Origin of the sequence: Phragmitibacter flavus, assembly GCF_005780165.1 — a bacterium.
Lineage (GTDB): Bacteria > Verrucomicrobiota > Verrucomicrobiia > Verrucomicrobiales > Verrucomicrobiaceae > Phragmitibacter > Phragmitibacter flavus.
In genome coordinates this window covers 227,034-240,007 of the sequence record NZ_VAUV01000009.1, presented here as the reverse complement: position 1 = coordinate 240,007, position 12,974 = coordinate 227,034, and the positions used below count along the sequence as shown (strand labels likewise).

Annotated in this window: 11 protein-coding genes; 5 read left to right on the top strand and 6 right to left on the bottom strand. The window is 58.1% G+C overall.

Going from position 1 to position 12,974, the window contains the following annotated elements; all coding sequences use genetic code 11:
* Nucleotides 1–202 precede the first annotated feature (202 nt).
* From FEM03_RS13885 to FEM03_RS13870, 4 genes are all read left to right on the top strand, one after another.
* Nucleotides 203–1,168 (top strand): PEP-CTERM sorting domain-containing protein, encoded by a 966-nt coding sequence (locus tag FEM03_RS13885; RefSeq protein WP_138086873.1) that lies wholly within the window; start codon nt 203–205, stop codon nt 1,166–1,168.
* A gap of 66 nt (nt 1,169–1,234) precedes the next feature.
* On the top strand, nt 1,235–2,236 hold the full coding sequence (locus FEM03_RS13880) for a sugar-binding protein (protein WP_138086872.1): 1,002 nt from the start codon (nt 1,235–1,237) through the stop codon (nt 2,234–2,236).
* A gap of 109 nt (nt 2,237–2,345) precedes the next feature.
* On the top strand, nt 2,346–3,857 hold the full coding sequence (locus FEM03_RS25600) for a sugar ABC transporter ATP-binding protein (RefSeq protein ID WP_138086871.1): 1,512 nt from the start codon (nt 2,346–2,348) through the stop codon (nt 3,855–3,857).
* A gap of 52 nt (nt 3,858–3,909) precedes the next feature.
* Nucleotides 3,910–4,869 (top strand): ABC transporter permease, encoded by a 960-nt coding sequence (locus FEM03_RS13870; protein ID WP_138086870.1) that lies wholly within the window; start codon nt 3,910–3,912, stop codon nt 4,867–4,869.
* A 190-nt stretch (nt 4,870–5,059) separates the two neighbouring features.
* Here FEM03_RS13870 and FEM03_RS13865 read toward each other — a convergent pair whose 3' ends face one another.
* The 4 genes from FEM03_RS13865 to FEM03_RS13850 form a co-directional block, all read right to left on the bottom strand.
* Nucleotides 5,060–6,631, bottom strand: coding sequence for a glycerol-3-phosphate dehydrogenase/oxidase (locus tag FEM03_RS13865; protein ID WP_138086869.1), 1,572 nt, complete (start codon nt 6,629–6,631; stop codon nt 5,060–5,062).
* A 398-nt stretch (nt 6,632–7,029) separates the two neighbouring features.
* Nucleotides 7,030–8,547: a glycerol kinase GlpK gene (gene glpK / locus FEM03_RS13860; protein ID WP_138086868.1), complete on the bottom strand. Its 1,518-nt coding sequence runs from the start codon at nt 8,545–8,547 to the stop codon at nt 7,030–7,032.
* A 78-nt stretch (nt 8,548–8,625) separates the two neighbouring features.
* Nucleotides 8,626–9,390 carry an MIP/aquaporin family protein gene (locus FEM03_RS13855; protein WP_138086867.1) on the bottom strand — a complete coding sequence of 255 codons (765 nt, stop codon included), beginning with the start codon at nt 9,388–9,390 and terminating at the stop codon, nt 8,626–8,628.
* A gap of 52 nt (nt 9,391–9,442) precedes the next feature.
* On the bottom strand, nt 9,443–10,210 hold the full coding sequence (locus FEM03_RS13850) for a hypothetical protein (protein WP_138086866.1): 768 nt from the start codon (nt 10,208–10,210) through the stop codon (nt 9,443–9,445).
* A gap of 278 nt (nt 10,211–10,488) precedes the next feature.
* Between FEM03_RS13850 and FEM03_RS13845 the strand changes: the two genes are divergently transcribed.
* The gene (locus FEM03_RS13845) at nt 10,489–11,283 is read left to right on the top strand and encodes a DeoR/GlpR family DNA-binding transcription regulator (protein WP_166442851.1); all 795 of its coding nucleotides are present in this window, start codon (nt 10,489–10,491) and stop codon (nt 11,281–11,283) included.
* Here the strand turns inward: FEM03_RS13845 and FEM03_RS13840 are convergent.
* Both FEM03_RS13840 and FEM03_RS13835 read right to left on the bottom strand, forming a co-directional pair.
* On the bottom strand, nt 11,280–11,705 hold the full coding sequence (locus tag FEM03_RS13840) for a hypothetical protein (RefSeq protein WP_206171003.1): 426 nt from the start codon (nt 11,703–11,705) through the stop codon (nt 11,280–11,282). The genes FEM03_RS13845 and FEM03_RS13840 overlap by 4 nt on opposite strands.
* Before the next feature lie 86 nt (nt 11,706–11,791).
* Nucleotides 11,792–12,949 carry a Gfo/Idh/MocA family protein gene (locus FEM03_RS13835; protein WP_138086863.1) on the bottom strand — a complete coding sequence of 386 codons (1,158 nt, stop codon included), beginning with the start codon at nt 12,947–12,949 and terminating at the stop codon, nt 11,792–11,794.
* Between the last annotated feature and the right edge of the window lie 25 nt (nt 12,950–12,974).

The following is a 12,974-nucleotide window of genomic DNA, read 5'->3' as shown; positions in this document are numbered from 1 at the left end:
AGGAAGGAGTGAGCGCGGGGATTTTTTTCGATATTGGCAAATCTGTAAATCTTGTGCAAGCCTTTGAGGATAAAGCGTTAAGAAATGTTGGATGGGTGTTTGGATGAACTGGTGTTTGATTGGGCAGATGAACTGTTGATGAGGTTGGGCATCGATTTTAGGGTGGTGTCTTGTTTCTGATCTGCTAAGAATCTTGATTGCTATGAAGAAGAATGCTGGAGTCGCACGATGGATGTTTGTCTGGATCTTCGTCGGCCTGGTCGTCGAGGCGAACGGGGCGGTGACGTTGACGGATGCTCATCGGCTGTGGCGGTTTGACCATGCTTCTTCGGGCACGGCGTCGGCCGGGCAGATTGTGGATGCGAACGGAAACCCGGTGAATGCGGCTTCGAGCAATCTGAGTTGGGTGCCAGTGCCTGCGACGGGGCCTTCGGGAGGAGACGCAGTAGGGACGCTGGCGCGGGGTCTTTCGTTTAATCCTTCGGTGACCGTGGTGCCTGGAGCGGGCGATTCAGGCGGAACCAATCCGCTGAATGACACGGCAGTGGCTGCGACTTTTCAGGTGAGCACGGGAGCGACGGTAAAAGGAAATGCGACGATCATCACGCGACTCTATTGGAACGGGCCGATTGCTTCTGACGACAACTTTGGCAACGTCTGGCTGGTGAACAGTGGGATGGGTGGATCGAACGTCGGATTTATGATGGGCTTCACGCTAACGGGGAGGCTCACTTATTACACGGCATCGGTCGGTGGGTCGGGTGCGACGCATGTTTACAATTCGGGTCCGGGTTTGGTGATAGCTGAGGAGGGATGGTATGATATCGCGATGGTGGTGGACAATCTGGGAACTACGGGAGACGCGACGGGCAAGGTGACTTTTTATGCCAAGCCAGCGGCCGGGAATTTGATCACGGACACCAGTGGAAACAATGTTTGGGTGAATGAGAACTCGGGGAGTGGTCTCACGGTGGGAGCCGAGCAGGGGGGCACGGGGAGTGGAAACCAGCGCAAAACTTTTGATGGAACTTTGGATTACCTGGCGCTGTTTGATGAGGCGCTGAGTGAGGCGGAGGTGCTGGCCATTTTTGCGGTGCCTGAGCCAAGCAGGGGAATTTTGGTGATGATGGCAGGAATGCTGTTGATTGGTCGGCGTCGGAAGGCGTGAGGTTGAAGGTGAGGTGGGCTCGTTTTTGGGCTTGACAGGGAAATGGGGGGTTTGTAGGATGCAGGGATGAAGCTTTTGTTTTTGTCGTTGGGGTGTTTGGCGATTTCGATGCTGTTGGGGTGTGGGCCGAAGGAACCTGACGGGGAGAGAAAATTGAGGGTGGCTTATGTGGGGAATGCGATTGCGCCATTCTGGACGATTGCGGAGAAGGGGGCACGCAAGGCAGGTGAGGAGTTTGGGGTGGACGTGGAGGTGCGGATGCCGGCGAACGGGGCTTCGGATCAGAAGCGCATGGTGGAGGAACTTTTGGCGCGCGGGGTGGATGGGATTGCGTTCAGTCCGGCGGATCCGGCGAACCAGTTGGAGCTGATGACGGAGATGGCGAAGCAGACGATTTTGATCACGCAGGACAGTGATGCGCCGGATTCACCGAGGCGGTGTTTTGTGGGGATGGACAATTATCAGGCGGGTCGGCTTTGTGGGAAGCTGGTGAAGGAGGCGCTGCCTGATGGAGGGAAGGTGATGTTTTTTGTGGGGAGAGCGGGGCAGTTGAATGCGAAGCAACGCAGGCAGGGGGTGATTGATGAGTTGCTGGATCGACCGGTGGGTTCGCCGGGGGAGGATGCGGCGGATGCGGTGATTGAAGGGGGGCGTTATGTGATTTTGGGGACGCGCACGGATGAGGCGGATGTGGCGAAGGCGAAGGCGAATGTGCAGGACACGTTGACGCGGTATCCGGATGTGGGGTGTTTGGTGGGGTTGTTTTCGTATAACACGCCGCAGATTTTTGCGGCGGTGAAAGAGGCGGGAAGAGTGGGGGCGGTGAAGATCGTGGGGTTTGATGAAGAGGATGATACGTTGCGCGGGGTGCAGGAGGGGGCGATTCATGCGACGGTGGTGCAGAGTCCGTATCGTTATGGGTATGAGAGTGTGCGCATTCTGGCGGCGCTGGCGAAGGGGGACAACTCGGTGGTGCCGGAGTCGAAGTTTTTGGAGGTGCCGGCGAAGGCGGTGAAGAAGGAGGACGTGGCGGTGTTTTGGGAGGAGTTGAAGGCGTTGGTGAAGTGAGGTGAGGGGGAAGATCAACCACGAATGGACACGAATTTACACGAATGGGTTTCCCTGAAATTTTATTTGTGTCTATCTGCGTTCATCTGTGGTTGTTTGAAACTGATTTATGGCTGACTTGCTGCGCGCGATCAATTTGACGAAACGCTTTCCAGGAGTGCTGGCGCTTTCGGATGTAAGTTTGAGTTTGGGGAAGGGCGAGGTGGTGGCGGTGATTGGGGAAAATGGGGCGGGGAAAAGCACGTTGATGAAGGTGCTGGCGGGGATCGGTCAAGCGGATGAGGGGAAGGTTTTTCTTGAGGGGGATGAGGTGATTTTGAGGTCTGTGAAGGAGGCGCAGGATTTGGGGATTGCGTTGATTCATCAGGAGCTGAATCTGGCGGATAATCTGGATGTGGCGGGGAATGTGTGGCTGGGGCGTGAGCCGCGAAAGTGGGGGTTGGTGCAGAAAAAGGTGATGCGGGAAAAGACGGCGGTGATCTTGAAGAGGTTGGGGGCGAATTTTAAGGCGGACACGGCGGTGTCGAAGTTGTCGTTGGGTCAGCAGCAGTTGGTGGAGATTGCGAAGGCGTTGTCGATGGACGCGAAGGTGATCATCATGGATGAGCCGACGTCGAGTTTGTCGGCCAGCGAGGTGGCGAAACTTTATGAGGTGATCGCGGATCTGAAAAAACGCGGGTTGGGGATTTTGTATATTTCCCATCGGCTGGGTGAGGTGGAGAAGCTGGCGGACCGGGTGGTGGGATTGCGGGATGGTTGCAATGTGGGGGAGTTGTTGCGGTTTGAGGTGGATCATGATGCGATGGTGCGGATGATGGTGGGTCGTGATCTTTCGCAGGTGTATGAGCGGACGCCGCAGAAAAAAGGGTGGGTGGTTTTGGATGTGCAGGGGTTGCGGACGAAGGCGCATCCGGAGCGGAAGTTTGGGTTCGATTTGAGACAGGGGGAGATCTTGGGACTGGCGGGGCTGGTGGGGTCGGGAAGGACGGAGGTGTTGCAGGCCTTGTTCGGGATCGAGCCGCCGGTGGGTGGCGATGTTTTGGTGAATGGAGAGAAGGTGCGGATCAAACATCCGCGTGATGCGATGTCGGCGGGGATGGCGTTGGTGCCGGAGGATCGCAAGAAGCTGGGGGTGTTTTTGGAGGAGTCGGTGAAGTGGAATGTAGGGCTGCCGGGTTTGTCCAGGCATGCGCGGGGCGGGGTGTGGGTGGATGGAGGGATTGAGAAACGGGATGCGGAGCGGATGGCGGAGTTGTTGAAGATCAAGTCGGCGTCGTTGAAGACCAAGGTGGGGACCCTGTCGGGGGGGAATCAGCAAAAGGTGGCGTTGGGCAAATGGCTGGCTTTGGGGCCGGGGGTGTTGTTGCTGGATGAGCCGACGCGGGGAATTGATGTGGGGGCGAAGCGGGAGATTTATCAGTTGATGGAGAGGCTTGCGGGTCAGGGCATGGCGATCCTTTTTGTGAGCAGTGAGATGGAGGAGGTGATTGCGTTGTCGGATCGGGTGCTGGTGATGCACGAAGGGGAGTTGATGGGGGTGTTGCAGGGGGAGGGGATCAATGAGGAGGCGATCATGTCGCTGGCTTTGGGGCATCATCGCGGGTTGCCGGGGAGGAGGTAGGCAGTGGGCAGTGGGCAGTGAGCAGTGAGCAGTGAGTGAAGGGAGATTTTTTATGTCGAAGACTTTTGGAATTACGATTTTGCTGGGGCTGGTTTGTGCGTTGACGGCTTGGATGAATCCGAATTTTTTGCGGCCTTATAATGTGGAGAATTTGGTAAACTGGACGGCGCTGTTTGGGATTCTGAGCATTGGGGCGGCGATGGTGATCATTACTGGGGGGATTGATTTGAGCATTGGATCGGTGGTGGGGTTGACGGGGACGTTGTTGCCCTGGTTGTTGGTGAAGAATGGGTGGAGTATTCCGATGGCTTTGGCGGCGGTGGTGTTGGTGTCGGGGTTGATTGGTTTGGTGCACGGGGTGCTGATCACGAAGATGCGCTTGCAACCGTTTGTGGTGACGCTTTGCGGGTTGTTGATCTACCGGGGGCTGGCGCGGTGGTTGACGCACGATGAGACGGTGGGGTTTGGCGGGGATTATGATGGGCTCCGCTGGCTGGCGACGGGGAGGGTGGAGTTTGTTGGGGATTACCGATTTCCGGTGCCGTTGCTGATTTTGTTGGGGATTGCGGTGATCGCGGCGGTGTTTCTGAACAAGACGGTGTGGGGTCGGCACCTGCTGGCGTTGGGTCGCAATGAGGAGGCGGCGCGATACAGCGGCATTCGCACGGAGCGGATGACGGTGCTGGCTTATGTGTTGTGCTCGTTGCTGGCGGGGGTCGGCGGGGTGTTGTTTGCGCTGGATGTGAATTCGGTGCAGCCGGCGGCGCAGGGGAATTTTTATGAGCTGTATGCGATCGCGGCGGCGGTGCTCGGCGGGTGCAGTTTGCGGGGAGGTGAGGGCAGTGTGCTGGGAGTGATCATTGGCGCGGCGTTGATGCGGGTGCTGTATAATGCGATCAATGTGTTGGGATTATCGACGCAGTTGGAGTTTGCGATCATTGGCGCGGTGATCTTGATCGCGGTGATGGTCGATGAGGGCGTCAGGCGGGTGGGGGTGAGGAGGGGGAGTTAAACCACGAATGGACACGAATTTACACGAATAGGGAGTTAATTAACGGAAGCTATCTGTGTTTATCTGAGTCCATCTGTGGTTAGTGGACTTGAGCTTTAACATCTAAGAACCACAGATGGACTCAGATAAACACAGATAAAAATTCAGAAGAAACTATTCGTGTAAATTCGTGTCCATTTGTGGTTTGAACTTAGTTGGCTTTGGGGGCTTGAAAGGCGACCAGAGTTTTCTCGAAGTCGGCGAGCTGGAGTTGTTGCCAGGTTTCGTCTTGGTGTAACTCTTGAGCGAGGAGTCGGGCGACTTCGGGGGCCATGGACTGGGAGGCTTTGGAGTTTAGGAAGAGGGCGCGGGTGCGGCGGGCCAGGAAGTCTTCGACGGTGCGGGCCATTTCATGCCTAGCGGCCCAGATGACTTGGGCGGCGACGATGGGGAGGTCGGGGTGGAGTGGTTTGCCGAGGTCGGGGTTGTCGCGAATGAGTTGCTCGATGGAACGGGCGTCGGAGCCGTAGTAGGAGAGTTCGCCGAAGTTGGCGGAGTGCTGGTGGAAGCCGTGGAGGTGAAGGTCTTTGGTGATGCAGGGACGTTCTTCGATGTGGGCAAGGACGATGGCGTGGTCGACGGCGTCTTCGGCCATTTTGCGATAGGTGGTCCATTTGCCGCCGGCGATGGTGAGGAGGCCGGAACTGGCGATGTGGATGGTGTGGTCGCGGGACAGGGCGGCGGTGTTGTTGGCGTCGCCGGCTTTGACTAGGGGACGGATGCCGGTGAAGACGCTAAGGATGTCGTCGCGGGTGGGGTCCTTGGCGAGATAGCTGGAGGCGGTTTCGAGGATGAAGGTGATTTCTTCGTCGAGGGCGAGAGGTTCAAGGGGGGTGTCGGTGATGGCGGTGTCGGTGGTGCCGACGAGGGCGTGGCCGTGCCAGGGGATGGCGAACATGACACGTCCATCGCGGGTGTGGGGGACCATGATGGCGGTGTTGCCGGGGAGGAAATCGCGGCTGAGGACAATGTGAACGCCCTGGCTGGGGGAGATGATGTCGGTGGCTTTGGTGTCGTCCATTTTGCGCACGGCGTCACAGAACGGGCCGGTGGCGTTGATGATGGATTTGGCCTGGATGGTGTGGGTGGTGCCGGATTCCTGGTCGGTGAAGGTGAGGCCGTTGAGGTAGTAGCCTTCGTCTTTGGTGAAGCCGGTGACGCGGGCGTAGTTAATGAGACAGGCGCCTTGTTCGACGGCGGTTTGGGCGAGGTTGATGAGGAGTCGGGAGTCGTCGAACTGGCCGTCGTGGTATTTGACGCCGCCACGCAGTCCGTCGGTTTCGAGGGTGGGGATTTTTTCGAGGACTTCGTCGCGGGAGAGGATTTGGGAGGGGCCAAAGCCGTATTTGCCGGCGAGCATGTCATAGATTTTCATGCCGATGCCGTAGAAGGGGGTTTCCCACCAGGCGTAGTTGGGCACGATGAAGGCGAGGTCGTGGACAAGGTGGGGGGCGTTGCGCAAGAGGAGGCCGCGTTCTTTGAGGGCCTCCATAACAAGGGAGATGTTGCCTTGCTGGAGGTAACGGACGCCACCGTGGACGAGTTTGGTGGAACGGCTGGAGGTGCCTTTGCCGAAGTCGTGTTGTTCGAGGAGGATGACGGAGTAGCCGCGCGAGGCGGCGTCAACGGCGATGCCCATGCCGGTGGCTCCACCGCCGATGATGGCGATGTCCCAGGGGGTGGTTTGGGCGGCGAGTTGTTGGAGGGAAGTCGGGCGGTTCATAGAAAGGATAAAGGATAAAGGATAAGGGCTAAGGGGAAGTCGGAAGTCGGAAGTCGGAAGTCGGAAGTCGGAGGTGGGTTTGCGGGGATCAGGGTGTTTAGGAGCAATTGTTTGGATGCAACTATCTCAACATCAATGAATTGCTACAAGTAGGTGTGTTTTTATTTAGAGACCATCCGCGGCCGTTAAGGTGTAGTGAATGGCCGTTTAGGTCCAGTGAGCGGTCGTTTGGATGCGGTGAGTGAGCATTTAGATACGGTAAGTGGGTGTTTGGGGCCGTGAGCGGGTGTTTTGGGCTTGATGGAGGGGGTCTAAGAGAGATGGGGGATTTTCTGGGGTGGGCGGGAGTTTCTGAGGCGGAGCTTTTACTTCCGACCTCCGCCTTCCCACTTCCGACTTTAAGGAACTGCTTTGCCTTTGAGGGTGGAATGTTCTTCCCAGTCGCCGGCGCGTTTGAGGGCTTCGTCCCAGCGTTCGCGGCGATGGGCGGCTTCTTCGGGGGGCATTTGAGGTTCGAAAATGCGGTCGACTTGCCAGGCTTTTTCGACGTCGGCATCGGTGTTCCAGAATCCGACGGCGAGACCGGCGAGATAGGCGGCTCCCATGGCGGTGGTTTCGATGATTTTGGGTCGGACAACCGGGGTTTGCAGGATGTCGGCCTGGAATTGCATGAGGAGGTTGTTGGCACAGGCGCCGCCGTCGACGCGGAGCTCTTTCATGTCGATGCCGGAGTCTTGTTTCATGACTTCGAGGATGTCGGCGACCTGGAAGGCGATGCCTTCGAGGGCGGCGCGGGCGATGTGGCCTTTGGTGGTGCCGCGGGTGAGGCCGGTGATGGTGCCTCGGGCATATTGATCCCAGTGAGGAGCTCCAAGTCCGGCGAAGGCGGGGACGAGATAGACGCCGCCGCAGTCTTCGACGGAGGCGGCGAGGGCTTCGATTTCGTTGGAAGATTCGATGATGCCGAGTCCGTCGCGCAGCCATTGGACGACGGCGCCACCGATGAAGATGCTGCCTTCGAGGGCGTAGTCGGTTTTGCCATTGCGTTGCCAGGCGACGGTGGTGAGCAGCTTGTGTTTGGACATGCTGGGCTGGTCGCCGATGTTCATGAGCATGAAGCAGCCGGTGCCATAAGTGTTTTTGGCCATGCCGCGTTTGAAGCAGTTCTGGCCGAAGAGGGCGGCCTGCTGGTCGCCACCGATGCCGGCGATTTTGATGGGGGCGTCGAAGAGGCCTTCGGCGGTTTCGGCGTAAACTTCGCTGGAGGAGCGGATTTCGGGGAGGAGCTGGCGGGGAATGTCGAGGATTTTGAGAAGGTCGTCATCCCAGGCGTTTTCGTGGAGGTTGTAGAACATGGTGCGCGACGCGTTGGTAACGTCGGTAAGATGTTCTTTGCCGTTGGTGAGGTTCCAGATCAGCCAGGAGTCGATGGTGCCAAAGGCGAGTTCGCCGTTGTTGGCGCGGTCGCGGGCGCCGGGAATGTTGTCGAGCATCCAGCGGACTTTGCTGCCGGCGAAGTAGGCGTCGATGACGAGGCCGTTGCGTTGCTGGATGATTTCGCCGTGTCCGGCGGCTTTGAGTTCATCGCAGAATTTGGAGGTGCGCCGGTCCTGCCAGACGATGGCGTTGCCGATGGGTTCGCCGGTTTTGCGATCCCAGATGACGGCGGTTTCGCGCTGGTTGGTGATCCCGATGGCGGCGATGTCGGCGGCTTTGAGTTTGGCTTTTTCGAGGGCTTCACGGGCGGTGGTGAGCTGGCTGTCCCAGATCTCTTTGGCGTTGTGTTCGACCCAGCCGGCCTGGGGGAAGATTTGGGTGAATTCTTGCTGGGCGCTGGCGATGATGGAGCCGTCGTGGGCGAAGACGATGGCGCGTGAGCTGGTGGTGCCCTGGTCGAGTGCGAGGATGAATTTCATAAGGATGAAGGATGAAGGATGAGGGATGAAATTTAGGAGGAGGAGTAAGAGTAGGAGGAAGAGTAGGAGTAGGATTTTTTAGGGGATGAGAAGGCGGTGGAGTTGGGCTCCGGCGATGCCGCCGACGATGGGGGCGATGATGGGGATCCAGGCGTAGGACCAGTTGGAACTGCCTTTGCCGGCGATGGGGAGGAGTTGATGGGCGATGCGGGGTCCGAGATCGCGGGCAGGGTTGATGGCGTAGCCAGTGGGTCCACCGAGGGAGAGGCCGAGGGAAACGACGAGCAGGCCGACGAGCAGGGGGCTCCACCAGTTGGCGACGATGCCGACGAGGGAAGCGGGGATGGCTTCGGCGGTGGTGGTGTCGGGAATGCCTTTGGCGATGCTGCCGATGGCGAGAACACCGAAGACGAGCATGGCAGTGCCGATGAATTCGGTGATGAAGGCGGCAGTGTTGTTGGGGATGGCGGGACTCGTGGAGAAGCAGGCGAGCTTGCCGCCTTCGTCGGGGGTTTCTGCCCAGTGGGCAAGGTAGGTAAGCCAGACGAGGGTGGCTCCGGCGGCGGCTCCGGCGACCTGGGCGGCGATGTAGCCGGGGACGAGGTCCCATCCGAAGTCGCCGATTGAAGCGAGGCCGAGCGTGACGGCGGGGTTGATGTGGGCGCCGGAGATGCGGCCGACGGAGTAGACGGCGAAGGCGACGCCGAGTCCCCATCCGGCGGTGATGACCATCCAACCGCCGTTCTGGCCTTTGCTGCGGTTGAGCACGACGTTGGCAACGACGCCATTGCCGAGGAGGATGAGGATGGCGGTGCCAATGAATTCTGCGAGGTATGGGTTCATGGGAGGAAGCGGGTGCGGGTTAAGGGTGGGTGCGTGGAGTGGGTTGAATTGCTTAGAACTGAAGGGTCAGGGTGATGCCGGCCCAGGCTTCGTCGTCGCTTTCAAGCGCTTCGAGGGCGAAGGCGTAGCCACCAAGGGGGGTGAGGGTGAGGTTTTTGGTGAGGGTGATGGGGAGTCCGACGGCGAAGGTGAGGTTGTCGAGTCCAGAACCACCAGAGCGTTGGCCTTCTGACCAGCCGAGGGTGGTGGAGGTGGCGAGGCTGAGTCGGTCGGTAAGCGGGAGTAGATGGCTGACTTTGAACTCGTTATACCAGCCGCTGGCGTTGGGGTTGTAGGACAGCCAGAGGGAGGCGTTGAAGCCGGCGGGGAGGTCGCGGCTGAGCTTGAGGAAGTATTCTTCGCTATCAAGACCGTCTTCATCTGGAAAGGTATACCAGATGAGTCCCGCGGTAGCCGAGACAAATCCGAGGTCGTGGGTGAATGAGATGGTGGGGGTGAGTTCGTTGTAGTCGCCGTCGAAGTCATTGCCCTTAAAAAGGCTGAGGTTGAGGGCGTCGAAGAGGGTGAGATCGAGCGCGCCCCAGATGATGGGGAGTCCGCCGGAGGAGTCGACACCGCGGTAGACGTGAAGGCTTTCGTAACCGAGGTGGGCTTTCATCGTCCACCAGGATTCGGACGTGAAAGTGGCTTCGGGGGTGACGGGGGCGACGTTTTTGGCGTCGGTGGTTCCGGCGGTGAGGGAGGAAGGGATGGTGGTGGTGAGGCTGAGGGCGAATGCGGTTGCCAGAGCGAGTGAGGTGCAATGTTTGATTGGATTCATGACGTTTAGGGTTGGATTTCTGAGTCGGGAAATGCGTGTTGGAAAATTCCCGGACTGGATTTAAGAACGCCGATTGTGAGGAAAACGTTGCTTTTCGAAAAGCATTATTTTGTTGAGGGTGAACGAGTTAGGTGAGGGCATTTCCAATAAAACCCAATTGATCGGCGTGGGATTGGATCTTTGAGTGATGAAACCCAAGAAAATCGGTGAAAATTCCTTGGGATTGAAAAGGATTTGGTTGGCTTTTGTTGGGGAAGTTTTTTATGCTTTTTTTCGTTATGATGACCAGCGAACGCCAACATTTGATTTTGCAGAGGGTGCAAAATGACGGTTTTGTCCGAAATGCGGATTTGGTGGCGGAGTTTGGGGTGTCGGATGAAACGATCAGGAAGGACCTGACGGCGCTGGAGAAGCTGGGTCGGCTGGTGCGTAATCATGGGGGGGCGGCGCGACCGGATTCGGATCGGTTTGAGTTGCCGTTGCCGGAACGGACGGCGCACAATTCGCAGGAGAAGGAATGGATTGCGCAACTGGCGGCGGGTTGGATCGGAAGGAAGGAGACGATTTTTTTGGATGCGAGTTCGACGGTGTTGCGGCTGGCGGATTTTTTACCGGCGATGCCGATGACGGTGGTGACAAATGCGCATCATGTGGTGATGCGGCTGGCGGAGCGGCCGGAGGTGACGCTGGTGTGCACGGGGGGGCACTACGAAAATTCGTCGCGCAGCTATACGGGGTCGATGGCGGAGGATGCGTCGCGGCGATTTGTGATCCGCACGGCGTTTTTAGGAGTGGACGCGCTGGACCCGGAGCGTGGGGCGATGGACGCGAACCATGGTCACGGGGTGTTGAAGGAGCGGCTGATTGAGCGGGTGGACCGGGTGATTTTGCTGGCGGATCACAGCAAGCTTGGTGCGAGGAGCACTTATTGTTTTGCGCCGGTGTCGAGGGTGGATGTCTTGATCACCGATGACAAGGCTCCGCCAGAGATGGTGGCGCGGTTTGAGGCGCTGGGGGTGAAGGTGGTGCTGGCAGGAGCGCCGTCGAGGAGGGGGAGGAAGCGTGGGGGCTAGACGGCGTATATTTCCGGCTCGATTGGAATCCCGCGAGACGAAAGCGAACTTCGAAATTCTTCGCCAGAGCGTTGTAAAAGCAGGTCGTGGTGCGTTCCATCTTGCATGAACATGCGGAAACATGATTGAGGATTTCCGTGGAGCAACCGCCATCCAAATTTGAGGCGCAGGGGAGCAACGTGCGCGACGTCAATCATCGGAATCGTGACGCGCAGACTCGGCTCAAACATCGCGTAATGTGTGTCTCGCCATGAATAGGAGTGGTGAATGAGCTCCTTATCTGTCAGCAGAAGTGTGCCAGGACGGGTGCGCCAGCCCGCTCCGTAGTAGCAGGTTTCCAATGCAAAAGACGCTTCTTGCATGGGCAACGCTTTCTTTGCGCACCACACTGGCCACTTGGATTGATTGATCACCGGTAACATAACATGGTTCTCCACCTAAAAACAGAATGACTGTTTTCGGCGGCAGTAAAAGATTGCGCCAATTCCGAGGACCTATGTCAAGTTGGTCACTTGAAGCTCTTTGCAAAGTCGTCGGAGGTGGCTTTGGCGACGACTTTGGTTTTCTGGAAGGTGCTGGCTTCGCCTTTTTCGATGAGGAGTTTTTCGTAATCGGCGGAGTCGAAGGGGAGTTCAATGGTTTTGTCCTGCCAGGTGGAGAGGAGGATGGCATTGGCCAGTTCCACGCTGTAGATGCCTTGCTCGGCGGGGGAGAGGAGGTGCTCGTCCTTGAGGATGGCGTTGGTGAAGTTTTGCAGGATCTCGTTGTGCTGACCACCGCTTTGATCGACGGGGATGTTCATGCTCCAGGTTTCGGGAGCGGCGAAGGCGGCTTCGGCTTCCATGCAGAATTTGCCCATGGGCTGGCGGTTGCGCTGGGAGTGGATTTGGGTGCCGTCGGTGATGGTGAGCCGGCCTTGTTCAGCGATGATTTCAAGGCGGTTGGCGCCGGGGGCTTCACCTGTGGAGGTGATGAAGGTGGCGGTGGTGCCGTTTTTGTAGGCCATGTAGGCGGTGACGTTGTCTTCGACTTCGATTTCGTGGAATCGACCGAACTGGCAGAAGCCGCGGATGGTGTCGGGCATGCCGAAGAGCCATTGGAAGAGGTCGAGGTTGTGTGGGCACTGATTCATGAGGACTCCGCCGCCCTCGCCTTTCCAGGTGCCGCGCCAGCCGCCGGTGGCATAGTAGTAGTTGGTGCGGAACCAATTGGTCACTTCCCAATGAATGCGGCGGACTTCGCCGATTTCGCCGGAGTCGATGAGGTCTTTGACTTTTTTGAAGGTGGCGTTGGTGCGCTGGTTGAACATGGCGGCGAACACCTGCTTTTTGTTGGTGTGCGCGGCGATGAGGCGTTCGCAGTCGGCTTTGTGAACGGAAATGGGTTTCTCGACGAGGACGTGCAGGCCGGCGTTGAGGGCGGAGATGCCGATGGTGGTGTGGGAGAAGTGGGGGGTGCAGATGAGGATGGCGTCGATTTTGCCGCTGTGGATCATGGCTTCGACGTCGGTGAAGGGAGTTTCGCCTTCAACGAGGGGAGGGAGGGTGCCGACGCTTTCGCAGAGGGCGGTGACGCGAAGTCCGGTGACTTTTCCTGCACGGATGTTGGCAAGGTGTGTCTTGCCCATGTTTCCGAGTCCTACGATGCCGAGTCTGACGTTGTCCATGGTGATGAGGTTAGAGAGGGAGTGG